Origin of the sequence: Streptomyces sp. NBC_00090 (assembly GCF_045160815.1) — a bacterium.
Lineage (GTDB): Bacteria > Actinomycetota > Actinomycetes > Streptomycetales > Streptomycetaceae > Streptomyces.
In genome coordinates this window covers 4,060,573-4,084,309 of sequence record NZ_CP108224.1, presented here as the reverse complement: position 1 = coordinate 4,084,309, position 23,737 = coordinate 4,060,573, and the positions used below count along the sequence as shown (strand labels likewise).

Sequence of the window (23,737 nt, the reverse complement as noted above, 5' to 3'; positions counted from 1 at the left end):
TCTCCTCTCTCTCCTCTTCCGCCGAACGAACGCGAGGTCCGACACCGTGTCGCACGAGCCCGCCGCCGAGGACGACGGCTTCGCCGCGTTCGCCGTCGCCGCCTGGCCCCGGCTGGTGCGTACGGCCCAGCTGCTGACCGGCGACTTCCACGAGGCCGAGGACCTGGTGCAGACGACGCTCGCCAAGGTGTACGGGCGGTGGCGGCGGGTTCCCCGGGGCGAGATCGACCTCTATGTGCGCCGGGCCCTGATCAACAACAACCTCAGCCGGCTCCGCCGGAAGCGGGTCGCCCATCTCCTGACCCCGGTGCTCCCCGAGTCGGTCCGGCACGCGTACGCGGGCCACGCCGAGGCCGTCGAGCAACGCACCGCGCTCCAGGAGGCGTTAGCCGATCTCACCGCCCGCCAGCGCGCGGTGATGGTGCTCCGCTACTGGGACGACCTGACCGAGGCGGAGATCGCGAACGTGCTCAACTGCTCGATCGGCACGGTCAAGACACACGCCCGACGCGGTCTGGCGGCGCTGCGCACCCACCCCCGGCTCGCCGCCGCCCCCGTCCCGTACGCCCCCGCCCCGTCCGGAGCCCGCCGATGAACCCCGAAGCCGGAACCGACCCCGAAGTCGACCCCGACGCTGCCCCCGCCCCCGACCCCGAGACCGAAGCCGACCGGATCCGCGAGGCCTTCCTCCGCGAGGCCTTCGTGCGGGAGGCGCTCGACGTCACCCCGGGTCCGGTGCCGCTCGCGGCCGTCCGCCGCGCGGGTCTGGCGCGTCGGCGGCGCCGTACGGCGACCTTCTCGGCACTGTCGGTCCTCGTGGTCGCGACGGCCTCGGCGGTGGTCGCGGGCGTGCCGCACACGCGCTCGTCCCTGCCGGTCCCCGGCCCGGTCGCCGCCCCGCCGTCCGTGGTCGCCCCCCGGGTCCCGACGACCGCACGGACGCCGACGCCGACGCGGACGCCCACCGCGCCCCCGGTCCGTACCGTCCGCCCCGGTGAGCGCGTCGACGCCGGGAAGGGCTGGAAGGTCTGGCTGACGGCGGAGGGCAAGCACTGGGTGGGGCCGGACGGGTACGAGAACTCCCGCAGCGTCACCGACGGCAACGTCGACACGGCCGCACCGGGCGTGTCCCATCAGTCGGAGGGGACTGCGGCGGGCGTCTTCCACTCGGGCCTGTACTACGGGATCGGGACCCGTACGGCCGGCCGGCTCGAACTCACGGGCGCCGGAGGGCGGAAGACCCTCGCCACCCTGCTCGAACTGCCGGACCGGCCCGGCTGGGGCGTCTGGTACGCCCACACCGGGCCGGGCGAAGGGGATGTCGGCGTGGCGCTGTACGACCGCGCGGGCAAGCTCCTCGCCGACCTCCCCGGCTGACGACCGACGGCCGACGGCTGACGGCCGACGGCTGACGGCCGATGGCCGATGGCCGATGGCCGACGCCTGTCGGCTGCGAGCCGACCCGGCTCCTCAGCCCCTCACCAGGACGCCTTCCGCACCCCCGGCAGGAAGCCCGCGTGCGCCTGCCCCCGCAGCCGGACCCGGGAGATGCCGAACCTCCGCAGGTGGCCCCGGGGCCTGCCGTCCACGGCGTCCCGGTTCCGTACCCGGGTCGCGCTCGCGTCCCGGGGCTGGCGGGCGAGTTCGCGTACCGCCGCCTCGCGGTCGGCGGCCGGGGTGGTGGGGCGGCGGACGATCTCCTTCAGCTCGGCCCGCCGCTCGGCGTACCGCGCCACGATCGTCTTCCGGCGCTCGTTGCGCGCGATCTTGCTGCGCTTGGCCATCAGACCTTCCCCCCGCGCGCCCGGATGCGGGCCACGGCGGCCTCGACGCCGATGGCGTCGACGGTCCTGATCGCGCGGGCGCTGAGCGTGAGCCGCACGTACCGGCCCTCGCCGGCGAGCCAGTACCGCTTGCGCTGGATGTTGGGGTCGAAGCGGCGTGAGGTGCGCCGGTGGGAGTGCGAGATCCGGTTGCCGAATCCGGGCTGCGCTCCGGTCAGCTGGCAGTGGGCGGACAAGGGTGACCTACCTCTCCGTAGAGATATTGGAAATGAGAACCATTTTCATTTACTCTACACACCATGGCCCGTAACGAACTCCGCCCCGTCGTCAAGCTCCGGTCCACCGCCGGCACCGGATTCACCTACGTCACCCGCAAGAACCGCCGCAACGACCCCGACCGCCTCACCCTGCGCAAGTTCGACCCGGTCGTCCGCCGTCACGTCGACTTCCGAGAGGAGCGCTGAGCCCATGAAGCCCGGCATCCACCCCCCGTACGAGCCCGTCGTCTTCCGCGACAAGGCGGGCGGCTTCGCCTTCCTCACCCGCTCCACGCTCACCGCCGACAGGACCGGCGGCAGGACGGTCGAGTGGGAGGACGGGCGCACCTACCCCGTCGTCGACGTCGAGATCTCCTCGGCGAGCCACCCCTTCTACACGGGCACCGCGCGCGTGCTCGACACCGCCGGCCGCGTGGAGCGCTTCGAGAAGCGGTACGGACGGCGCGAGGCCCCCTGATGCTCTCCGTCGCCCTCGTCGGAGGTCTTCACTCCGACGCCCGCCGCGCTGCCGTGGACCGGCTCCTGGCCGACGTCCCCGGCAGCGTGGCGCTCCACCACGACCTCGCGACGGCCCCGGAGACCGGGACCGTCGCCCGTACCGTCCGGGACGCCACCGGGGTGCTGTCCACCGGCGAGACACCGCTCGTCAACGACTGCGCCTGCTGCGCCCTGCGCGAGGACCTCGTCCCCGAGCTGGAACGGTTCCGCGACTCCGGCCTCACCCGGCTCGCCGTCGTCGAGCTCTGGGACTCCGTCGAGCCCAGGGCGATGGCCGAGGTCGTCGCCAAAGCCGGTTTCCGCATCGGCGCCGTCGTCACCGCCGTCGACCCGGCGCTCCTCCTGCCGTACCTCGGCAACGGCGACGACCTCGCCGACGTCGGGCTCGCCGCGGCCGCCACAGACCGGCGTACCGTCGCCGACACCTGGGCGCGCCAGCTGGAGTACGCGCCCGTCCTCGCCGTCGTCGAGAGCCCCGAGGCCGGCGGGGAGGACCGGGCCCTGCTCGACCAGCTCCACCCCACCGCCCTGCGGATCCCGGTCGAGGGCGGCGGGCTCGCCGCCGCGGTCTTCGCCGGCTTCGACGTGGAGGCCGCGGCCGCCGCCCAGCACCCGGCCTGCGCGCTGCTGCCGCAGGAGGCGGACGACCACGGCGTCGGCACGTACGTCTGGCGCCACCACCGGCCCTTCCACCCCGAGCGGCTCTGGGCCGCCCTGGAGGACCTGACCTGCGCCGCCGCCCGCAGCCGCGGCCGCTTCTACCTGGCCGACCGGCCCGACACCCTGCTCGCCTGGGACGCGGCGGGCGGCGCGCTCTGCGTGGAGAGCGCCGGTCCCTGGCTGGCCTCGCTGCCCGACGCTGCCTGGGAGATGGTGCCGCCGCTGCGGCGGGCCGCCGCCGCCCTGGACTGGCACCCGGAGCACGGCGACCGCTGCCAGCACCTGGTCTTCACCTCGCCCGGTCTCGACCGCGACGGTCTGGCCGAGCTCCTCGGCTCCTGCCTGCTCACCGACGCCGAGTACGCCGCGGGGCGCGAGTCCTGGAAGGGGCTCGGCTCCGACTTCGACCATCTCCTGGAGGTCTGACCCCATGCCCACGAAGCCCCCGCGCAAGCCGGTGAAGGCGCGACCCAACCCCCTCGACCGTGACGGCGTCCTCCATGTCGACCACGTCGATTACAAGGACACCGACCTGCTGCGGAGGTTCGTCTCCGACCGGGGGAAGATCAGGAGCCGTAGGGTGACCCGGGTGAGCGCGCGGCAGCAGCGGCAGATCGCCAGGGCCGTGAAGAACGCCCGTGAGATGGCACTTCTGCCGTACTTCGCGGTAGCACGCTGAGTCGCGTAGCCACTACGCCACCCCCCGTGCACGTGCATCTGCTCATGCATTGGCATATGAACACAGCTATGATCCGAGGAAGTTGACACCTGCACCAAGCAACTCGGGGAGCTACCAGTGCATCATGCGTACAACGGCATGGCGGCCACGGAGCTGCGAGGCGTCGTGTGGCAGAAGAGCAGGCACAGCAACTCCCAGGGATCATGCGTGGAGTTCGCGAAACTTCCGGGGGGAAGCGTTGCCGTACGCAATTCGCGTTACCCCGACGGGCCCGCACTCGTCTACACGCCGGCGGAGATAGAGGCGCTCCTGCTCGGCGTCAAGGACGGGGAGTTCGACCACCTGGTGTGAGCGGCGGTACGAGGACGGCACGAGGACGGCACGAGGAAGGGCCCCGGCGGAGACCGCCGGGGCCCTTCTTCCGTACGACATTCCCGCGCTACTGCTCCGGACCCACCCGGAACAGCGCCCACACGACCTTGCCCTGGAGCGTCCCGGCGAGCGGGTGCCAGCCCCAGCTGTCGCTGAACGAGTCCACCAGGAAGAGCCCGCGTCCCGACTCGGCGGCGAAGTCCTCCTCGCCGCCGCGCGCCTCCGGGCTCTCCCGGCTGGGGTCGCGCACGGCGCACACGAGGCGCGAGGCCCAGCGCATGAGGTGCAGTCGCACCGGCGGGTTCTGGCCTTCTTCCTGAGGCGCGTCGGCGGGTACCGCGTGGCGCAGCGCGTTGGTGACGAGCTCGGAGACGACCAGAGCGACATCGTCGAAGCGGTCGGTCATTTCCCACCGGTCGAGCGTGGCGCTGGTGAACTTCCGGGCCCCGCGCACGGCTTCGTACCGGGCGGGCAGGGCGCAGGAGGCGGAGGTGGAGACAGCGCCGGGATCGATCGGCGGAAGGCCCTGCCTTAACGGCTCGAGCACGGTCGATCCATTCGTCCCCATGCGAGGCACTCCCGGGAATCGCGACTGTGGTGCGACAACACGACAACACGAACGAGTACGCGGCTGCGCGGGGTCCATGGTTCCGAATGCGACCACTGGATGCAAGGGCAGATGCACGTGCACGCGCCGGACCTGTCCGTCCCTGTGGTGAATCTGTGCATATCTTCTACGGGTTGACAGGCGAATCGGTGTGCCCCGGGCCCCGTTCCGTCGAGCAGGTGCCCGGAAGTCGCCCCTTTCCGTAATCGAATGTGTACGCGCTGAAGCGTTTGATGGCAGAATCCGGGGCTCGACGGGGGCTCGACACCGTAAAGGGGAGGCTGAGAGCCGTGACCGCAGGCGAATCCGGTGGAGCGAGCGGGAGCGTGGTGCGGCGCATCCTGCTGGGCTCCCAGCTGAGGAGGTTGCGCGAGTCGCGCGGAATCACCCGCGAGGCGGCCGGCTACTCGATCCGCGCGTCCGAATCCAAGATCAGTCGCATGGAGTTGGGACGGGTGAGCTTCAAGGCAAGGGACATCGAGGATCTGCTCACGCTCTACGGAGTCGGCGACGAGACCGAGCGCGGCGCGCTCCTCGGCCTCGCCCGCGAGGCCAACGTCACCGGCTGGTGGCACAGCTTCGGTGACGTCCTCCCCGGCTGGTTCCCCACGTACATCGGCCTCGAAGGCGCCGCCTCCCTCATCCGCGTCTACGAAGTCCAGTTCGTCCACGGGCTGTTGCAGACCGAGGCCTACGCCCAGGCCGTCGTCACCCGGGGCATGCCCGAGGCCCCGAGCGCCGAGATCGACCGCCGCGTCGCCCTGCGCCTGGAGCGCCAGAAGGTCCTCGTCTCCGAGCGGGCCCCCCAGTTCCACGCCGTCCTCGACGAGGCCGCGCTGCGCCGCCCCTACGGCGACCGATCCGTCATGCAGGGCCAGTTGAGGCATCTCATCGAGATCTCCGAGCACCCCGGGGTCACCCTCCAGGTCATGCCCTTCAGCTTCGGCGGCCACGCCGGTGAGAGCGGCGCCTTCACGATGCTGAGCTTCCCCGAGTCGGACCTCTCCGACATCGTCTACCTGGAGCAGCTCACCAGCGCGCTCTACCTCGACAAGCGCGAGGAGGTCGCCCAGTACCAGCGCGTGATGGAGCGCCTCCAGAAGGACAGTCCGGATCCGGCCGAAAGCCGGGACCTTCTCCGAGGACTCCTCCAACTCTCCTGACACATAAGTACGATGACGCGACATCAGTTGGCGGGTAGAGGGGTCTCGATCCATGTCGCACTTCACCGAGCTGGCCCACCAGTACATAGACGGCGAGTGGAAGCCGGGCAGCGGCTCGTGGGACATCATCGACTTCAATCCGTACACCGGGGAGAAGCTGGCGTCGATCACCGTCGCCACGGCGGCTGAGGTCGACCGCGCCTACCGGGCCGCCGAGCGCGCCCAGGCCGAGTGGGCCGAGACCAACCCGTACACGCGCCGGCTCGTCTTCGAGCGCGCGCTGCGGATCCTCGAGGACCGCGAGGAGGAGATCGCCGAGACGATCGTCGCCGAGCTCGGCGGCACCCGCCTCAAGGCCGGCTTCGAGCTGCACCTCGCCAAGGAGTTCCTGCGCGAGGCGATCCAGCTGGCGCTCCGCCCCGAGGGCCGCCTCCTGCCCTCCCCGGTGGACGGCAAGGAGAACCGCGTCTACCGCCTCCCGGTCGGTGTCGTCGGCGTCATCTCCCCCTTCAACTTCCCCTTCCTCCTCTCGATCAAGTCGGTGGCGCCCGCGCTCGCCCTCGGCAACGCGGTCGTCCTCAAGCCCCACCAGAACACCCCGATCTGCGGCGGCACCCTCGTCGCCAAGGTCCTGGAGGAGGCCGGGCTCCCGGCCGGCCTGCTGAACGTCGTCGTCACCGACATCGCCGAGATCGGCGACGCGCTCCTCACCCACCCCGTCCCGAAGGTCATCTCCTTCACCGGCTCCGACCGGATCGGCCGCCACGTCGCCACGGTCTGCGCGCAGAACTTCAAGCACGCCGTCCTCGAACTCGGCGGCAACAGCGCCCTGATCGTCCTCGACGACGCCGACGTCGACTACGCGGTGGACGCGGCCGTCTTCAGTCGCTTCGTGCACCAGGGCCAGGTCTGCATGGCCGCCAACCGCATCCTGGTGGACCGCAGCGTGGAGGAGGAGTTCACCGAGAAGTTCGTGGCGAAGGTGAAGACCCTGCGCGTCGGCGACCCGGCCGACCCCGCCACCCACATCGGCCCGCTGATCAACTCCCAGCAGGCGAAGGCCGTCTCCTCGATCGTCGACCAGACGGTGGCGGCCGGAGCGACGGCGCTGCTCCACGGCTCGGTGGACGGCAACGTCGTCTCCCCGTCCGTCCTGACCGGCATCGCCGCCGACGCGCCCGTGCTGAGCCAGGAGATCTTCGGCCCGGTCGCGCTCATCATCCCCTTCGACGGCGAGGAGGAGGCCGTGCGGATCGCCAACGACACCCCGTACGGACTGAGCGGCGCCGTCCACACCGGTGACATCGAGCGGGGCGTACGGGTCGCCAAGCGCATCCACACCGGCATGATCCACATCAACGACGGCACCGTGCACGACGAGCCGATCGTGCCCTTCGGCGGCGAGAAGCACTCGGGCGTCGGGCGGCTCAACGGCGAGGCGATGGTGGAGGTCTTCACCACCCAGAAGTGGATCTCCATCCAGCACGGCCGGAGCCGGTTCCCCTTCTGATCCCCTTCTGGTCCCCCTTCTGGTCCCCCTTCTGGTCCGCGTCTAGGACAGAACCTGTCCGCAAGGGTCCGTAGCGTGGTCGGTGTCGAGAAGGTCCACACGATTCACCTCACGCTACGGAAGGCGGACACCATGGTCGCTCTTGTTCCCACCGAGGCCCACGGCGACGAGCGCGGCGCGCTCCTCAATTTCATCGAGGCCCAGCGCGCCGCGATCCGCCGTTCGCTCCTCGGGCTCACCGAGGAGCAGGCGGCGAGCCGCCCCAGCGTCAGTGAGCTGAGCCTGTCCGGCCTGCTCAAGCACGTCGCCGAGGTGGAGCTGAACTGGCTCCGGCTCGCGCAGCAGCGGCCGAACGAGAAGCAGCGCACCCAGGAGACCTGGGGCGACGGCTTCCGGCTCGTCGGGGACGAGACGATCCCGGAGATCATCGAATTCTGGGCGGGCGTGGCGAAGGAGACCGAGGACTTCGTCCACTCCGCGCCGAGCCTGGACGAGACCTTCCCGCTGCCCGAGGCGCCCTGGTTCCCCAAGGACGGCCGGGTGTCGATCCGCTGGATGCTGCTCCACCTCGTCCAGGAGGCCGGGCGCCACGCCGGGCACGCGGACATCGTCCGCGAGTCCCTGGACGGCAAGGGCTCCTTCGAGCTGATCGCGGCGGAGCGGCAGGGATGAGACCGGGGGACGGCCCCCGTACCCTGGTCAAAATTGACTAGGGAGGTACGTGGCATGTCGGCGATCCGGCTGCTCGTCCTGGGCGCGGTGAAGCAGCACGGCCGCGCCCACGGCTACCAGGTGCGCAACGACCTGGAGTTCTGGGGCGCGCACGAATGGTCCAACGCCAAGCCCGGCTCGATCTATCACGCGCTGAAGCAGATGGCGAAGCAGGGACTGCTGCACGCCCACGAGATCGCGCCGAGCGCGGTCGGCGGCCCGCCGCGCGTCGAGTACGAGCTGACGGAGCGGGGCACGGAGGAGTACTTCACGCTGCTGCGCGAGGCCCTCACCACGTACGACCAGAAGATGGACGTCCTGTCGGCGGGCATCGGCTTCATCGTGGACCTTCCCCGGGAGGAGGCGGCGGAGCTGCTGCGCCGGCGGGTCCGGGCGCTCGACGAGTGGCGGTCGGCGGTCACCGAGTACTACACGCCGGAGGGCGGCCCCGGGCAGCTCGGGCACATCGGCGAGATCATGCACCTCTGGGTGCACTCGGCGGACGCGGGCAAGGAGTGGACGCTCGGTCTGATCGAGCGGATCGAGGGCGGGGCGTACGTGTTCGCGGGCGAGGGCGACCCCTTCGTGGGCGTGCTCGCCGAGGGCGAGGAGAACCCGTTCGCGACGGGATCCGCCGACTGATCAAAGTTGACTAGGTGTCCTGTGAGGGCATAACTTCCTCAGTCGGCGGCAACTGGTCAAATTTGACTAAGGTGTTTTCGGGAGGAATCGGAATGGACAGGGACGCGATCCTCATGGAGGGCGCACGGAAGCGGTACGGGGAGAAGGATGCCCTGGCCGGGCTGGACCTCGCCGTCGGACGCGGCACCGTCCACGGCCTGCTGGGCCCCAACGGCGCGGGAAAGACCACGACGGTACGGATCCTGGCCACGCTCCTGCGCCACGACGAGGGGCTGGTGCGGGTCGCGGGCCACGACGTACGGACCGAGGCCCGGGAGGTACGGCGGCGAATAGGGCTGCTCGGGCAGCATGCCGCCCTCGACGAGGAGCTGGGCGGCCGGCAGAACCTGGAGATGTTCGGCAGGCTCCACCACCTGGGCGCGCGGGGCGCCGGGGCGCGGGCCGACGAGCTCCTGGAGCGCTTCGGGCTCGCCGACACCGGGCGCAAGCCCGTCAAGCAGTACAGCGGCGGCATGCGGCGACGGCTCGACCTGGCCGCCTCGCTGATCACCGAACCCGAGGTGCTCTTCCTCGACGAGCCGACGACCGGGCTCGACCCGCGCGGCCGCGGCGAGGTCTGGGAGTCGGTGCGCTCCCTCGTCGACGGGGGCACGACCGTCCTCCTCACCACCCAGTACCTGGAGGAGGCCGATCAGCTCGCCGACCGCATCTCGGTCGTCGACCGGGGCCGGGTCGTCGCCGACGGCACGGCCGACGAGCTCAAGGCGAGGGTCGGCGCGGACCGCATCGACGTGGTCGTACGGGACGCGGCACGGCTCGACGAGGCGGCCCGCCTGCTGGCCGCCGCCGCCCGGGCGGAGGTGAGCGTGGACGCCGACCGGCGGCGGCTCGGCGCGCCCGTGACGGACCGGATGGCCTCGCTCACCGAGACCGTCCGCGCCCTCGCGGAGGCCGGGATCGAGGCGGAGGACATCGCCCTGCGGCGGCCGACGCTGGACGAGGCCTTCCTGCGGCTGACGGAGCGAGAGAAGGAGACCGTGGCATGAGCGCCGCGTACGTGGTGAGCGACTGCTGGACGATGACCCGCCGCGAGCTGGCCCACTGGGCGCGGCAGCCGGTGCAGGTCCTGGTCGGGCTCGTGTTCCCGGTGATGATGCTGTTGATGTTCGGCTACCTCGTCGGCGGCGGCCGGGCCGTCGCGGGCGACTACGTCGACTACCTCGTGCCCGGCATGCTCGCCCTGACGATGGTCTTCGGGCTCGAAGGCACCATGACGGCGGTGACGCAGGACCTGAACAAGGGCGTGATCGACCGCTTCCGGTCGATGCCGATGGCCGACGGCGCCGTCCTGGTCGGGCGGGCGACCGCCGACATGCTCCAGTCGACGGTCGGGCTGCTCGTGATGGTGGGCGTGGGATACGCGATCGGCTGGCGGGCGAGCGGTGGAGCCGCGAGCTTCCTGGGGGCGCTGGGGCTGCTGCTCCTGCTGCGCTTCGCGATGCTGTGGATCGGGATCTTCCTCGCCCTGGTCGCGGGGCGGGCGGAGCTGGTGACGGCGGTTCAGATCCTGGTCTGGCCCGTCGGCTTCCTCTCCAACGCCTTCGCCTCGCCCGAGTCGATGCCGGGCTGGCTCGGCACGGTCGTGGAGTGGAACCCGATGTCGGCGACCGCGACGGCGGTGCGCGAACTCTTCGGCAATCCGGGCGGCGAACCGGGGCACATCACGGCGGCGATGGTGTGGCCGCTGGTGCTGCTGGCGGTCTTCTTCCCGCTGGCGGTACGGAAGTTCGGGCGGCTCGGAAAGTAGCGGCACGGAGGTGGGAACCCGAAGGCGGCGAGCGGTGTATTGAAGGCAGTGGTTCACCGCGGACCGCCCGAGGGGCAGGGGGATCGTGCGATGCGCAGGCTCGTGGGAGCGGCCGGCGCCGTCGTGGCGCTGGTGTTGGTGGTACTGACCGGTTGTACGGGGACGGGGCCGGGGCCAGGGTCGGGGCCGGGGCCAGGGTCGGGGACGGGGACGGGGACGACCCCGGCCCCGGGATCGGCATCGGGATCCGGATCGGGGTCTCGGACGGGTTCGTCCGGGCCTTCGGGACCGACGGGACCGACGGGGGTGTTCGGGGCGCCGCCCCGGCTGCCGTCCTCGCCGGGGCTGCCCGGCTGGGCGCACAGTCCGGGCTTCGCGCGCGACGGCAGCGGGTTCGTGCTGCTCGCCGACTGCGTGAGCGACCCGGCGGCGCCGGAGAGCGGCTTCTGCCGGCAGCACGTGGCCGTGCGGGACGCCGGGGCGAAGGAGTGGGTGCTGCGGAGGTCACCGCTCCCCGAGGCAGCGGGGACGGAGGGCGTCTCGGCGAATCTGCTGGCCCTCGGGCCGGGCCGGGCGCTGATCGAGGAGGGGGGCGCCGAGCCGGCCGCCCGGACCTGGTTCACCCGGGACGGCGGCCGGAGCTGGCGCGCGGGTGATCGGCGTACGGTCGGCACGACCCCGGAGATACCGGCCGGATCGGTGCTCGCCACGGACTGCGCCGCGCCCGCCGAGGCGCTGCCCGACTCGTGCGACCGACAGCGGCTCGTCGTGGTCTCGGCGCAGGACGGGCGGCGCCGGGCGCTGGCCCGGGTGCCGCTCCTCGGGGCGCATCCGAGACCGGCGGAGCAGCCGGAGCCCGACGGGTCCTGGTGGGTGTCGGGGACGGATCCGCTCTCCGGGCGGGCGGCGGTCGCCGTCTCACGGGACGCGGGCCGGAGCTGGACGGTGAGCCGGCTGCCGAGCCCCGACACCCGGCCCGGGTGGTACACGGCGGTGGCGGTCGGCCCGGACGCGGTGTACGCGGCGGAGATGGGGGAGCTGAAGGGCGGCGCCCCCGTCAAGAACCCGATGCGGGCACTGCACCGCTCCGTGGACGGGGGCCGGACGTGGCAGCGGATGTGGACCACGGGGCCGGAGCGGGAGCCCCGCACGCTGCTCGGGCTGCCGGTTCCGGGGCCCGGCGGCCGGGTGGAGATCGGCGGGGAGCTCGCGGGGTACGTGAGCGAGGACGGCGGTCGTACGTTCGTCCCGTCCGGCGACGGATCCCCCTTCACCCGTCGCACCCCGCTGGGACTGCTGCGCGAGTCGTCCCGGTGTCAGTACGCGCTGACCGCGGACGGGGTGCGGTGGTCGGAGTTCCGGCTCGCCTGCGGGGACGACGTCCCCTGAGCCCCTGAGCCCCTGAGCCCCTGAGCACCCGGGCACCCGGGCACCCGGGGTTCCGGGTGCCGGAGGCCCGAGGCCCGAGGGGGCTGAGGGTCGGACGTCGGGCCCCCGGCCCGGTCGTGGCTCAGTGGTGGAAGGAGGTGGCGGCGGTCTTGTCGTGGGTGGACGGACCGGACTGGCTCCGGAGTTCGGGCAGCAGGCGGTTCAGGTCCTCGACGAACAGCCCGGCGAGGTCCTCCGAGAAGCCGTTCCGGCAGACCACGCGCAGGACCGACAGGTCCTCGCGGTTGGCCGGGAAGGTGTAGGCGGGGACCAGCCAGCCCCGTTCGCGCAGCCGCCGGGAGACGTCGAAGACGTCGAAGGACGTGACGTCGGGCGTCGTGGTGAAGGCGAAGACGGGTAGCTGGTTGCCGCGGGTGAGGAGCTGGAAGTCGCCCATGGCCTCGATGCGCTCGGCGAGGCCGCGGGCGACGTCCCGGGTGGTCTGCTGCACCACGCGGTAGCCCTCCCGGCCGAGCCTCAGGAAGGTGTAGTACTGCGCGACGACCTGGGCGCCCGGCCGGGAGAAGTTGAGGGCGAAGGTGGGCATGTCGCCGCCCAGGTAGTTGACGCGGAAGACGAGATCCTCGGGGAGTTCGGCGGGCGAGCGCCACAGCGCCCAGCCGACGCCCGGGTAGACCAGGCCGTACTTGTGACCGGAGGTGTTGATCGAGGAGACGCGGGGGAGGCGGAAGTCCCAGACGACGTCCTCGTCGAGGAAGGGCGCGATCATGGCGCCGGAGGCGCCGTCGACGTGGACGGGGACGTCGAGGCCGGTGCGTTCCTGGAGCGCGTCCAGGGCGGCGCAGATCTCGGCGACGGGTTCGTAGGAGCCGTCGAAGGTGGAGCCGAGGACGGCCACGACACCGATGGTGTTCTCGTCGCAGAGCGCGGCGGCGGTCTCGGCGTCGAGGTGGAAGCGGTCGCCCTCCATGGGGACGAGCCGGGGCTCGACCTCCCAGAAGTTGCAGAACTTGTCCCAGCAGACCTGGACGTTGACGCCCATCACCAGGTTGGGGCGGGCGCCGCCCGCGTAACGGTCGGCGTTCTTCTTGGCCCAGCGGCGCTTGAGCGCCATGCCGGCGAGCATGCAGGCCTCGCTGGAGCCGGTGGTGGAGCAGCCGACGGCCGCGCCCGGGTCCGGGGCGTTCCACAGCTGGGCGAGCATGGCGACGCAGCGGCGCTCCAGTTCGGCGGTGCGCGGGTACTCGTCCTTGTCGATCATGTTCTTGTCGCGGCACTCACTCATCAGGACACCGGCCTGGGGCTCCATCCAGGTGGTGACGAAGGTGGCGAGGTTGAGCCGGGAGTTGCCGTCGAGCATGAGCTCGTCGTGGACGATCTGATAGGCGCTCATCGGGGGCAGTGGACCGGCGGGCAGCTGGTGGCGTGGCGGGGCCTCGGTCATGCCGCCGATGGGGTCGGCCTCTCCGAAGAAGGGGTTGAGCGCGAGCCGGCGCTCGGGCTCGTGCGGGGAGGCGTCGGGACCCTTGTGCAGCGGCATGGGGGGCTCCTTCTGTCCGGGTGGGGGGAGGGGTCAGTGCAGGGAGGTGCCGGTCTTGTCGAGTTGGAGCTGGGGGCGTCCGGTGACGATCAGCCAGGCCGGGAGGGAGGCCAGGCAGAGCACGGCGAGCATCGCGGGGGAGGGGGCGAGGATGGCCCCGGTGAAGAGGCTGATCCAGCCCAGCCGGGTGGTGGCGAGCAGGACGCCGAGAACGGCGGAGGAGACGGCGACGGAGGGGTGGACCTCGGGGACGAGAGCCTGGGCGAACAGCCCGAAGGCGGACCCGATGAAGACGGCGGGGAAGATGCGGCCGCCGCGGAAGCCGCAGGCGGCGGCGACGAGGAGGGCGAGGAGTTTGACCGCGGCCATCTTGGCCAGGTCACCGGAGGACCAGCTGCCGATCGAGGCGGTGAGCTCCTTGACCTGCTCCAGGCCCTTGAAGAGGGTCAGCTTCCCGCCGAGGGCGCCCAGGAGACCGAGGACGAGACCGCCGAGGGGCAGCATCAGCATCGGGTGGCGCAGCCTCTGGAAGGCGGCGTGGAAGTAGGGGAAGAGGTAGCAGGAGGCGAGGCCGAAGACGGCCGCGGCGGAGGCGATGACCAGGGAGGCGAGGAGGTCGCCCCAACCGGGGTCCGTCAGCGGCGGCAGCCCCATGTCGAAGCTCGGCTCGGAGAGCAGCTCCGTGGTCATCGATCCGGCGCCGGCGGCGACGAGCGGCGTGAAGAGCCGGTCCCAGAGGGAGCCGGGGCCCGGCTGCGCCGTCAGGGCCTCGGAGATGACGAGGGCGGCGGCCACCGGCGTACCGAAGAGGGCGCCGATGGTGGCGGCCGAGGCGAGGACGACCCAGGCGGCTGCGGGCACCGAGGGCAGTGCCTTGCTGCCGAGCCAGTAGGCGAGGGCGATGTTGGCCGCGATGATCGGGTTCTCGGGGCCGAGGCTGACCCCGCCGGCCAGCGCGAGCGTGGCCGCGAGCAGCAGGCCCGGCACCACTCCGGGGGCGAGCGGCGGCCCGCCGAGACCCTCGCAGGCCGGGTCGGGGCCGGCGTGTCCCGGCACCTTCCACACGACGAGACCCACGGCGATACCGGTCGCCGTGAGCATGATGATGATCCAGAGGGAGGAGTAGCCGCCGATGCCGAGGGCGTCCGGCAGGTCGTCCCAGAGCACGCCCTGGAACTCATCCGCGAGGGAACTGATCCCCAGGAGCAGGAGGCTCGCTCCGACGCCGACCGCGAGCGCGGGCAGGACCTGCCGCAGCAGGACCCGGGAGGGGCCCTCCGACGGGGAGGGCGGCGGAGCGGGCGGAGCATGATCAGTGGCCACCGCCCCACCATAGGTGAGCAAAAGCGACATAACATCCCGAGATTCGGCCGGAACCGGCTCGTACGGACTTGCACCTCACGTCACGTCAGGCCCGAGGCTGACACGCGTACCGAGAGAAAGGGCGGACGGCCGATGGGCCACTCCGTGGGACAGGTCGCCGGCTTCGCCGGGGTCACGGTGCGCACGCTGCACCACTACGACGCGATCGGGCTGCTCTCTCCGAGTGGCCGCAGCGCGGCGGGCCACCGCCGCTACGACGACGCGGACCTCGACAGACTCCAGCAGATCCTGTTCTACCGGGAGCTCGGCTTCCCCCTCGAAGAGGTCGCCGTCCTCCTCGACGACCCGCACGCCGACCCGCGGGAGCACCTCCGGCGGCAGCACGCGCTGCTGACGGCGCGGATCGGGGAGCTCCGGAGGATGGCGGCGGCCGTCGAGCACGCCATGGAGGCGAAGAAGATGGGCATCAACCTCACCCCCGAGGAGAAGTTCGAGGTCTTCGGGGACAAGGACCCCGAGCGGTACGCCGAGGAGTCCGCCCGCCGCTGGGGCGGCACCGACTCCCACGAGCGGGCCCAGGCCCGCGCCGCGGAGTACACCAAGGAGGACTGGCAGCGCATGAAGGACGAGGTGGACGCCTGGGGCGCCGCCTACAGCGCCCTCATGGACCGGGGCGTGGCCCCCGGGGCCGAGGAGGCGATGGACCTCGCCGAGGCCCATCGACGCCACCTCACCACCTGGTTCTTCGACTGCCACCCGAAGACCCACGAGCAGCTCGCCGAGATGTACGTCGCCGACGAGAACTTCCACGCCTTCTACGAGGCGATCCATCCGGGCCTGCCGGAACACCTCCGCGCCGCCGTCCGGGCGAACACCCGCCGCCTGGCGGCCTGACCCGCCCGAAATCCTGACCCGCACGAAATCCCGACGGCCGGAATCCCGACGGCCCGAAGTCCCAGCGGCCCGAAAACCCGACGGCCCGACGGCCGGGTCTCCCGGCCGTCGGGCCGTCGGGGCCCCCGCGGCTCACGCGCGGGGTGCGATCACCACCGCCGTGCCGTAGGCGCAGACCTCCGTGCCCACGTCCGCCGCCTCCGACACGTCGAAGCGGAACATCAGCACGGCGTTCGCGCCGCGCGCCCGGGCCTGCTCCACCAGCCGTTCCATCGCCTGGTTGCGGGTCTCCACCAGCGTCTTCGTCAGGCCCTTCAGCTCACCGCCGATCATCGACTTCAGCCCCGCGCCGATCTGGCTGCCCAGATGGCGCGAGCGCACGGTGAGCCCGAAGACCTCACCGATGACCTGCCGGACCTCGAAGCCCGGCACATCGTTCGTCGTCACGACCAGCACGTCTGGGTGCGGCCCCTGGCCGCCTCCGTACTCCTCGATGCCCATCGGCATTGCACCTCCTGACCCCCCACACTCGGGCCCGGAGGCCCGCTCCGCATCCCGTGGGAGCCGGGTGGAACCGGGCGGGTCCTGCCCGCGTTGATAGCTTGGGGCCAGCCGTCCCCCAAGCCCCCACCGACCGCAGGAGCCCGGAACCCGTGAACACGCTTGCCCTCGGACCGAGCTGGCTGGACCCGGACCATCTGATTCAGACCTTTGGTCCGATCGGTGTCCTGGCCATCGTCTTCGCCGAGTCCGGCCTCCTCATCGGGTTCTTCCTGCCCGGCGACTCGCTGCTCTTCACCACCGGCCTGCTGATCACGACCGGCAAGCTGGACATGCCGCTGTGGCTGATGTGCACGCTGATCGTGGCCGCGGCGGTCATCGGCGACCAGGTCGGATACCTCTTCGGCCGCAAGGTCGGCCCGGCCCTCTTCAAGCGCCCCGACTCCAAGCTCTTCAAGCAGGAGAACGTCGAGAAGGCGCACGAGTTCTTCGAGAAGCACGGCCCGAAGTCGCTGATCCTGGCCCGCTTCGTCCCCATCGTGCGGACGTTCACGCCGATCATCGCCGGCGTCAGCCGCATGAACTACCGCCAGTTCATCACGTTCAACATCATCGGCGGTGTGCTGTGGGGCGCGGGCGTGACCCTGCTCGGCGCCTCCCTCGGCAAGGTCGAATTCGTGCACCGGCACATCGAGATGATTCTCGTCGGGATCGTCCTTCTCTCCGTGATCCCGATCGTGATCGAGTACCTCCGCGCCCGCTCCCAGTCCAAGAAGGCCAAGGCCGACGGCGACCACGTCGACCAGGGCGGTCACGGCGGCCACGACGCCCCCGGCACTCCCAACCCCCCGTCCTCCCGCGGCCGCCACGCCAAGCGCTAGACGAGAAGCACCGGAGAGCCCCGGGCCCCAAGTTCCCGGCACCCGGGCTCCCGGGCCCGGGCACACCCGCTAGAAGCCCCTGGTGCGCTTCGCCGCCCTGCGGGCCGCGGCCGCGCCGGGGGCCTGCATGAAGAGGCGGGCCAGCTCGCTCCCCAGGTTCACGCCGATCGCGATCGCCAGGGCCAGCGCCGCCGCCTTCGCCAGGGACGCGAAGCCCTGGTCCAGGTTGTTCTGGGCGATCGCGAGCACCCCGAAGTAGGTCGCGGAACCGGGCAGCAGCGGGCCGATCGCCGCCGTCACGTACGGCAGCGACGAGGTGTGGTGGTATCGGGCGATCAGCTGCCCGAAAAGCCCCACCAGGCCCGCCGCCACGGCCGTCGCCATGACCGTGGAGCCCTCCGCGGTGACCGCGATCGACGCGTAGATCACCCACGCGACCCCGCCGTTCAACGTCGCGAAGAGCACCGTCGCCCGCGACTGCTGCAGAAGGATGGCGAAGGTCGCGCAGAGCACCATCGACGCCAGGATCTGCGTCACCGGCCGCTCCACCGCCCGCAGCGCCCCCTCGGGGTTCAGCTGGGCGTCGAACTGCACGGCGATGTACAGCACCGACAGCACGCCCACCACGATCGCCACGAAGAAGTAGGCGACCTCCAGGAGCCGGGCCGAGGCCGTGATGTAGAAGCCGGTCAGACCGTCCTGCACGGCCGCCACCAGCGCCCGCCCCGGAATCAGCGCGAACAGCCCACCGGTGATCACCGCCGACGGCCGCAGATCCGCGTGCAGCATCGTCAGGAGCACGCCCATCGCCGCCGGCGGCATCGCCGCCACCAGGAACTGGTAGAACTCCGGCAGCCCGCGCCCCGCGCACAGCCACGCCAGCCGGTCGCCGAGCACTGCGCCCAGCGCGGCCACCAGGAAGACCGTCGCGCCACCGCCGAGCAGCACCGAGGCCGCACCGGCCAGCACTCCCGCCGCCGCCGTGAGGACCCACCCCGGATACGGGTGCCGGTTCCGGCGGATCTCCGCGAGCCGCCGGTAGGCCTCCTCGGGCGTCACCTCGTGCGCCCGCGCGTTGATGTCGGCGAGCAGCGTGTACACCGCCGCGAGCCGCGTGTAGTCCGTGCCCCGGCGCCGCACCGTCCGGTTCGCCGTGATCGGGGCGTCGACGAGCGACGGCTGGTACGTGACGGAGAGCAGGGTGAAGGTCACCGTCGGCTCGACCCGGTCCAGACCGTACGAGCGGCAGATCACGAACATCGCCGCCTCGACGTCCTCCGCGCCCTCCCCGCCCGCGAGCAGCAGCTCGCCGATGCGCAGGGTCAGGTCGAGGACGCGCGGCACCGAGGGCCCCGTCTCGTCCTCCTTGCGCGGCGCCTCAGGCACCGGCCGCTCACCCACCGGCAGCCGCAGCATGGTCCGCATCCGGTCCTGCCACGGCGCGTCCTGCGGCAGCCGCACCAGGGGCACCCCGTACGCAGGGGTGAACGCGGGAGGCGAGTTCTTCGCCGAGTACGTGGCCGGCGTCGCGAACGCCGAACCCTCCTGCTCGGACGGCGGCTCCGCGGTCAGCCCCGGCGGAAGCGCGAACTCGGAGGTCGGATGCTCCTCCTCGGGCGGCGCGGGCTGCTCGACCCCGGCCGGCGGGACGAACGCGCTCCGCGCCTCGTCCGACTGCGGCTTCCGGTCCTCCGGAGCCTCGCCCGGAGCACCCTTCGAGCCGTCCGGCTCCGCCACCACTCTGTCCGCCTCACTACCTCGGGAACCGTGGGTTCCAGTATGAGTGTGCGACGGATGTGCGAAAGGCGGTGCACCCCAAAGAGGTGCACCGCCTTCACATGAACCAGAAGACCGGCCGGAAGATCAGAGATCAGAGATCAGAAGACCAAAGATCAGAAGACCGGAGGACCGGCCGGACCGGAGCGCCGGCCGCCGATCCGGAGAGCGAGGCCTCAGTGGCCGCCCTGCTCCTTGGCGCGCGCGTAGGACTTCTCGATCTCTTCCTCGGCCTCGGCGCGACCGACCCAGTCAGCGCCCTCGACCGACTTGCCCGGCTCCAGGTCCTTGTAGACCTCGAAGAAGTGCTGGATCTCCAGGCGGTCGAACTCCGCCACGTGGTGAATGTCCCGCAGGTGCTCCATGCGCGGGTCGGTGGCCGGGACGCACAGCAGCTTGTCGTCGCCGCCCGCCTCGTCCGTCATGCGGAACATGCCGATGGCGCGGCACTTGATCAGGCAGCCCGGGAACGTCGGCTCGTCGAGGATGACGAGCGCGTCCAGCGGGTCGCCGTCCTCACCGAGGGTGTTCTCGACGTAGCCGTAGTCGGTCGGGTAGGCCGTCGACGTGAAGAGACGACGGTCCAGGCGGATGCGACCCGTCTCGTGGTCGACCTCGTACTTGTTCCGCGATCCCTTCGGGATCTCGATGAGAACGTCGAACTCCACGGGTGGCTCCTCCTGAATCAACACAAGTGAATGCTCGCGACGACGCGCGGTGATTAAGTGTCCCTCACGGACGACCGTGATCGCGAAAGGGGCTGGTCATCACATGCCGGAGCCGAGGATGTGGCAGCTCACGGCGGGCTCCGCCGCCCTCGGTCTGGCCCTGGCCGCCGTGGCGGTGACCGCGGCCGGCCCGTGGGACTCGGGTCAGCGTACGGCCGAGCGGGCCCGCGCCGCCGCCCCCGCGGCGGGTGGCGCACATCACGCCCCGCCCCCGCCCCCGGCCCCCGCCGCGCCCCGCCGCCCCGCCCCCGCCCCCAGCGCCCCCGGCGTCCTCCCGGCCCTGCACGCCCCGGCCACCGCCGGCCGCCCCGCCGGCCGCCCCGCGGACCTCGCCGCCGTCCTCGTACCGCTCCTCGCCGACCCCGGCCTCGGCCCGCTCCGCACGGCCTCCGTCGTCGACACCGCCACCGGCACCCAGCTGTACGGCGAGGGCGCCGGCACCCCCATGACACCCGCCTCCACCGTCAAGATCGCCACCGTCGCGGCCGCGCTCTCCGCACTCGGCCCCGACCACCGCATCCCCACCACCGTCACCGCCTCCACCGACGGCCGCACCGTCACCCTCACCGGCGGCGGCGACCCCACCCTCGACCCGGCCCGCCTGCGCGCCCTCGCGGCCGACACCGCCCGCGCCCTCAGGACCCGCGGCCACACCTCCGTACGGCTCACCTACGACACGAGCCTCTACACGGGCCCCGAGCTGCACCCCATCGGCCCCAACGAGAACCTCGCCCCCGTTACCGCCCTCATGACCCGCGGGGGACGCCTGGACGCGAGCGGCAGCGGCCCCGCGCCCCGCAGCGCCGACCCGGCCGGCGCCACCGCCACCGCCTTCGCCGGCCTCCTCGCCGACGCCGGGATCACGGTCACCGGCGATCCCGCCCCCGCCCCGGCGCCCAGCCCCACCCCCAGGACCGGCACCCCGAAGACCGGCACCCAGACCGGCTCCACCCCGAAGCCCGCCCCCGCCCCGAAGCCCGCCCCCCTCGCCCGTACGTACTCCGCCCCCCTCGCCGAGCTCGCCGAGCGCACCCTCACCCACAGCGACAACGACCTCGCCGAGGCCCTCGCCCGCCAGACCGCCATCGCCCGCGAACAGCCCGCGAGCTTCCAGGGCGCCGAAAAGGCCGTACACGACGAACTCGCCGGACTCGGACTCCCCCTCGCGGGCGCCCGCTTCGCCGACGGCAGCGGCCTCGACCGACGCGACCGCGTCTCCGCCGCCCTCCTCACCGCCCTCCTCACCCGCGCGGCCGACCCCGCCCACCCGGCCCTCCGCCCGCTCCTCACCGGCCTGCCCGTCGGCGGCTTCACCGGCACCCTCGCCGGCCGCTTCGACACCGCACCCGCCACCGCAGGCGCCGGACTCGTCCGCGCCAAGACCGGCACCCTCACCGGCGTCAACACCCTCGCCGGAACGGTCGTCACCCCCGACGGACGGCTCCTCGCCTTCGCTTTCCTCGCCGGCAGCACCCTCTCCCCCTACGAGGCACAGCCCGCCCTCGACCGGCTCTCCGCCGCCCTCGCGGCACCGAACTGACGGCCGAACCACCCGCACGACCCGCGTCCGACCTGCACCGAACCCGCACCGATCGGGCGCCGAGACCGTACGGTTGACGCATGACGAGCATCGGTGGCGCAGGCACATCCGGGATGGTCGACTGGAACCTCGCGGTCGCGACCGCGACCCGCCTCGTGCGGCCCGGACCCGAAGTCAGCCGCGACGAGGCCCGCGAGGTCGTCGCCGAACTCCGCAAGCACGCCAAAGCCGCCGAGCAACACGTCCGCGCCTACACCCGGATGCTCCCCGAGGGCCAGGACGTCCACGACACCCCCGTCCTCGTCGTCGACCGCGTCGGCTGGATCAAGGCCAACGTCGCCGGCTTCCGCGAGCTCCTCACCCCCCTCCTCGGCAAGATGCAGGAGCGCCGCTCCACCACCCCCGGCAACGCCGTCCTCGGCGCCGTCGGCAGCAAGGTCACCGGCGTCGAACTCGGGATGCTCCTGTCCTTCCTCGCCTCCCGCATCCTCGGCCAGTACGAGACCTTCGCCCCCGCCACCCGCCAACTCCCCGCCGGGGCCAACGGCGGCGGCCGCCTCCTCCTCGTCGCGCCCAACATCGTCCACGTCGAGCGCGAACTCGAGGTCTCGCCACACGACTTCCGCCTCTGGGTCTGCCTCCACGAAGAGACCCACCGCACCCAGTTCACCGCCGTGCCCTGGCTCCGCGACCACCTCCAGGGCGAGATCCAGTCCTTTCTCGCCGCCACCGACGTCGACCCCGGCACCGTCGTCGAGCGCCTCCGCGAAGCCGCCCAGGCCCTGGCCGGCGGCCGCCCCGAGGGCGAGGAGGGCGAACCCGCCCCCTCCCTCGTCGAGATCGTCCAGACCCCCGAGCAGCGCGAGATCCTCGGCCGCCTCACCGCCGTCATGTCCCTGCTCGAAGGCCACGCCGACTACGTGATGGACGGCGTCGGCCCCGACGTCGTCCCCTCCGTCGCCGAGATCCGCGAGAAGTTCCAGCAGCGCCGGGCCCGCGGCGCCTCCCGACTCGACCTCGCCCTGCGCAAGCTCCTCGGCCTCGACGCCAAACTCCGCCAGTACCGCGACGGCGAGCGCTTCGTCCGCGCCGTCGTCGACCAGGTCGGCATGGACGGCTTCAACCGCGTCTGGACCTCCCCCAACACGCTCCCCACCAAGTCCGAGATCGCCGCTCCCGCCGACTGGATCGCGCGGGTGCACCGTAAGGCAGACTCGTGAGGCAGGTGCGCCGCACGGCGTAGGAAACACGGGAGAACAACCCGCCAATCACCCATCCGAGGGACCCTGGGCATGGGGTGAGGCGTGCAATGCTCGGGTAACGGCCGGGTTTCTGTCACCATCGACGCACTCTGAGTGACCGAACCCCCCTTTCCGACCGTTAAGACTCCGACCGAGGCACCCCACCCCATCACGAAGGGCACCGGACATGGGTCCCCATCCTGCGGTCGCGGCGATACGCCTGGCGGTCCGCCGCGTACTCCACGACGTCCTCACCGAGCACCAGACCGACCCCGCCACCGCGCACGACGGACACGAACCCCTCGTGCTCGTCGCCTGCTCCGGCGGCGCCGACTCCATGGCGCTCGCCTCCGCGCTCGCCTTCGAGACCCGCAAACTCCCCGTGCGCGCCGGCGGCATCACCGTCGACCACGGCCTCCAGGACGGCTCCGACACCCGGGCCGCCGAGGTCGCCGGACGCATGACCGCCCTCGGCCTCACCCCCGTCGAGGCCGTCACCGTCACCGTCGGCCGCGAAGGCGGACCCGAGGCAGCCGCCCGCGACGCGCGCTACGCCGCCCTCGACGCCGCGGCCGAGCGCCAGGGAGCCGCCGCCATCCTCCTCGGCCACACCCGCGACGACCAGGCGGAGACCGTCCTCCTCGGCCTCGCCCGCGGCTCCGGCATCCGGTCCCTCTCCGGCATGGCCGCCGTCTCCGGCGCCGCCGGACGCTACCGGCGCCCCTTCCTCCAGCTCGACCGCCACACCGTCCGCAAGGCCTGCATCGCGCAGGAACTCGCCGTCTGGGACGACCCCCACAACAGCGACCCCGCGTACACCCGCTCCCGGCTCCGCCACGAAGGCCTCCCCGCCCTGGAGAAAGCCCTCGGCAAGGGCGTCGTCGAAGCCCTCGCCCGGACGGCCCAGCTCTCCCGGGACGATGCCGACGCCCTCGACACCTGGGCCGCCGACGCCGAGACCGCCGTACGCGACGAGGCGGGCACCCTCGAGTGCGCCAAGCTCTTCGGACTGCCCCCCGCCGTACGCCGCCGCGTCCTGCGCCGCGCCGTCATCGCCGAGGGCGCCCCCGCCGGCTCCCTCTTCGCCCGCCACATCGAGGAAGTCGACCGGCTCATCACCGGCTGGCGCGGCCAGGGGACCATCAACCTGCCCGGCCGAGTCGAAGCCCGCCGCCAGGGTGGCAGACTGGTCATCCGGCAAGGCTGACGCACG

At 72.1% G+C, this 23,737-nt stretch carries 27 protein-coding genes; 19 read left to right on the top strand and 8 right to left on the bottom strand.

Annotation, left to right across the window (positions count from 1 at the left end; genetic code table 11):
• Nucleotides 1-46: 46 nt before the first annotated feature.
• Entirely contained in the window at nt 47-595 is a 549-nt protein-coding gene (locus tag OG361_RS18070) for a SigE family RNA polymerase sigma factor (protein ID WP_384577751.1), read from the top strand.
• On the top strand, nt 592-1,377 hold the full coding sequence (locus OG361_RS18065; protein ID WP_405854789.1) for a hypothetical protein: 786 nt from the start codon (nt 592-594) through the stop codon (nt 1,375-1,377). Before OG361_RS18070 ends, OG361_RS18065 begins: the two co-directional genes overlap by 4 nt.
• Nucleotides 1,378-1,478: 101 nt before the next feature.
• On the opposite strand, the gene rpsN is transcribed toward OG361_RS18065, so the two are convergent.
• Both rpsN and rpmB read right to left on the bottom strand, forming a co-directional pair.
• A complete protein-coding gene (gene rpsN, locus OG361_RS18060; protein ID WP_405854787.1) occupies nt 1,479-1,784 on the bottom strand; it encodes a 30S ribosomal protein S14 in 306 nt (101 codons plus the stop codon).
• Nucleotides 1,784-2,020 carry a 50S ribosomal protein L28 gene (gene rpmB, locus OG361_RS18055; protein ID WP_405854785.1) on the bottom strand — a complete coding sequence of 79 codons (237 nt, stop codon included), beginning with the start codon at nt 2,018-2,020 and terminating at the stop codon, nt 1,784-1,786. The genes rpsN and rpmB overlap by 1 nt, the downstream gene beginning before the upstream one ends.
• Before the next feature lie 63 nt (nt 2,021-2,083).
• Between rpmB and rpmG the strand changes: the two genes are divergently transcribed.
• The 5 genes from rpmG (at nt 2,084) to OG361_RS18030 (ending at nt 4,250) form a co-directional block, all read left to right on the top strand.
• Nucleotides 2,084-2,248, top strand: a complete 165-nt coding sequence (gene rpmG / locus OG361_RS18050) for a 50S ribosomal protein L33 (RefSeq protein WP_384137337.1) — start codon at nt 2,084-2,086, stop codon at nt 2,246-2,248.
• Nucleotides 2,249-2,252: 4 nt separating this feature from the next.
• Nucleotides 2,253-2,519, top strand: a complete 267-nt coding sequence (locus tag OG361_RS18045; protein ID WP_405854783.1) for a type B 50S ribosomal protein L31 — start codon at nt 2,253-2,255, stop codon at nt 2,517-2,519.
• Complete coding sequence (locus OG361_RS18040; RefSeq protein WP_405854781.1) at nt 2,519-3,646, top strand: CobW family GTP-binding protein; 1,128 nt, start codon at nt 2,519-2,521, stop codon at nt 3,644-3,646. The genes OG361_RS18045 and OG361_RS18040 overlap by 1 nt, the downstream gene beginning before the upstream one ends.
• Before the next feature lie 4 nt (nt 3,647-3,650).
• Nucleotides 3,651-3,899, top strand: coding sequence for a 30S ribosomal protein S18 (gene rpsR / locus OG361_RS18035; RefSeq protein WP_405854779.1), 249 nt, complete (start codon nt 3,651-3,653; stop codon nt 3,897-3,899).
• A gap of 117 nt (nt 3,900-4,016) precedes the next feature.
• A complete protein-coding gene (locus tag OG361_RS18030) occupies nt 4,017-4,250 on the top strand; it encodes a DUF397 domain-containing protein (RefSeq protein ID WP_405854777.1) in 234 nt (77 codons plus the stop codon).
• 88 nt (nt 4,251-4,338) lie between these two features.
• Here OG361_RS18030 and OG361_RS18025 read toward each other — a convergent pair whose 3' ends face one another.
• Nucleotides 4,339-4,839 carry an ATP-binding protein gene (locus tag OG361_RS18025; RefSeq protein WP_405854775.1) on the bottom strand — a complete coding sequence of 167 codons (501 nt, stop codon included), beginning with the start codon at nt 4,837-4,839 and terminating at the stop codon, nt 4,339-4,341.
• Between the two features lie 329 nt (nt 4,840-5,168).
• Between OG361_RS18025 and OG361_RS18020 the strand changes: the two genes are divergently transcribed.
• The 7 genes from OG361_RS18020 to OG361_RS17990 all read left to right on the top strand — a co-directional run bounded on the left by OG361_RS18020 (nt 5,169) and on the right by OG361_RS17990 (nt 12,100).
• Nucleotides 5,169-6,041 carry a helix-turn-helix domain-containing protein gene (locus OG361_RS18020; protein WP_405854773.1) on the top strand — a complete coding sequence of 291 codons (873 nt, stop codon included), beginning with the start codon at nt 5,169-5,171 and terminating at the stop codon, nt 6,039-6,041.
• Between the two features lie 52 nt (nt 6,042-6,093).
• Nucleotides 6,094-7,551, top strand: a complete 1,458-nt coding sequence (locus OG361_RS18015; protein ID WP_405854771.1) for an aldehyde dehydrogenase family protein — start codon at nt 6,094-6,096, stop codon at nt 7,549-7,551.
• Nucleotides 7,552-7,683: 132 nt separating this feature from the next.
• Entirely contained in the window at nt 7,684-8,223 is a 540-nt protein-coding gene (locus tag OG361_RS18010) for a DinB family protein (RefSeq protein ID WP_405854769.1), read from the top strand.
• 54 nt (nt 8,224-8,277) lie between these two features.
• Entirely contained in the window at nt 8,278-8,904 is a 627-nt protein-coding gene (locus OG361_RS18005) for a PadR family transcriptional regulator (RefSeq protein ID WP_405854767.1), read from the top strand.
• 92 nt (nt 8,905-8,996) lie between these two features.
• Nucleotides 8,997-9,950, top strand: a complete 954-nt coding sequence (locus tag OG361_RS18000; protein WP_405854765.1) for an ATP-binding cassette domain-containing protein — start codon at nt 8,997-8,999, stop codon at nt 9,948-9,950.
• Nucleotides 9,947-10,711, top strand: a complete 765-nt coding sequence (locus tag OG361_RS17995; protein ID WP_405854763.1) for an ABC transporter permease — start codon at nt 9,947-9,949, stop codon at nt 10,709-10,711. Before OG361_RS18000 ends, OG361_RS17995 begins: the two co-directional genes overlap by 4 nt.
• 306 nt (nt 10,712-11,017) lie before the next feature.
• A complete protein-coding gene (locus OG361_RS17990; RefSeq protein WP_405854761.1) occupies nt 11,018-12,100 on the top strand; it encodes a WD40/YVTN/BNR-like repeat-containing protein in 1,083 nt (360 codons plus the stop codon).
• A gap of 121 nt (nt 12,101-12,221) precedes the next feature.
• On the opposite strand, the gene OG361_RS17985 is transcribed toward OG361_RS17990, so the two are convergent.
• On the bottom strand, nt 12,222-13,640 hold the full coding sequence (locus tag OG361_RS17985) for a glutamate decarboxylase (RefSeq protein WP_405854759.1): 1,419 nt from the start codon (nt 13,638-13,640) through the stop codon (nt 12,222-12,224).
• A gap of 33 nt (nt 13,641-13,673) precedes the next feature.
• Complete coding sequence (locus OG361_RS17980) at nt 13,674-14,963, bottom strand: ion channel protein (RefSeq protein ID WP_405854757.1); 1,290 nt, start codon at nt 14,961-14,963, stop codon at nt 13,674-13,676.
• Nucleotides 14,964-15,095: 132 nt separating this feature from the next.
• Here OG361_RS17980 and OG361_RS17975 point away from each other — a divergent pair, with 132 nt between their 5' ends.
• Nucleotides 15,096-15,857, top strand: coding sequence for a MerR family transcriptional regulator (locus tag OG361_RS17975; protein ID WP_405854755.1), 762 nt, complete (start codon nt 15,096-15,098; stop codon nt 15,855-15,857).
• 132 nt (nt 15,858-15,989) lie between these two features.
• Here the strand turns inward: OG361_RS17975 and OG361_RS17970 are convergent, their stop codons facing one another.
• The gene (locus tag OG361_RS17970) at nt 15,990-16,358 is read right to left on the bottom strand and encodes a YbjQ family protein (RefSeq protein WP_405862316.1); all 369 of its coding nucleotides are present in this window, start codon (nt 16,356-16,358) and stop codon (nt 15,990-15,992) included.
• A gap of 152 nt (nt 16,359-16,510) precedes the next feature.
• Between OG361_RS17970 and OG361_RS17965 the strand changes: the two genes are divergently transcribed.
• Nucleotides 16,511-17,239, top strand: a complete 729-nt coding sequence (locus OG361_RS17965; RefSeq protein WP_405854753.1) for a DedA family protein — start codon at nt 16,511-16,513, stop codon at nt 17,237-17,239.
• Between the two features lie 69 nt (nt 17,240-17,308).
• On the opposite strand, the gene OG361_RS17960 is transcribed toward OG361_RS17965, so the two are convergent.
• Together OG361_RS17960 and OG361_RS17955 are read right to left on the bottom strand one after the other, a co-directional pair.
• A complete protein-coding gene (locus OG361_RS17960) occupies nt 17,309-18,979 on the bottom strand; it encodes a threonine/serine exporter family protein (protein ID WP_405854751.1) in 1,671 nt (556 codons plus the stop codon).
• Nucleotides 18,980-19,191: 212 nt separating this feature from the next.
• On the bottom strand, nt 19,192-19,683 hold the full coding sequence (locus tag OG361_RS17955; RefSeq protein WP_024758444.1) for an inorganic diphosphatase: 492 nt from the start codon (nt 19,681-19,683) through the stop codon (nt 19,192-19,194).
• A 103-nt stretch (nt 19,684-19,786) separates the two neighbouring features.
• Between OG361_RS17955 and dacB the strand changes: the two genes are divergently transcribed.
• The 3 genes from dacB (at nt 19,787) to tilS (ending at nt 23,731) form a co-directional block, all read left to right on the top strand.
• Nucleotides 19,787-21,283, top strand: coding sequence for a D-alanyl-D-alanine carboxypeptidase/D-alanyl-D-alanine-endopeptidase (dacB, locus tag OG361_RS17950; protein WP_405854748.1), 1,497 nt, complete (start codon nt 19,787-19,789; stop codon nt 21,281-21,283).
• A gap of 80 nt (nt 21,284-21,363) precedes the next feature.
• A complete protein-coding gene (locus OG361_RS17945) occupies nt 21,364-22,503 on the top strand; it encodes a zinc-dependent metalloprotease (RefSeq protein ID WP_405854746.1) in 1,140 nt (379 codons plus the stop codon).
• A gap of 208 nt (nt 22,504-22,711) precedes the next feature.
• Complete coding sequence (tilS, locus tag OG361_RS17940) at nt 22,712-23,731, top strand: tRNA lysidine(34) synthetase TilS (RefSeq protein WP_405854744.1); 1,020 nt, start codon at nt 22,712-22,714, stop codon at nt 23,729-23,731.
• The last annotated feature ends 6 nt before the right edge of the window (nt 23,732-23,737 follow it).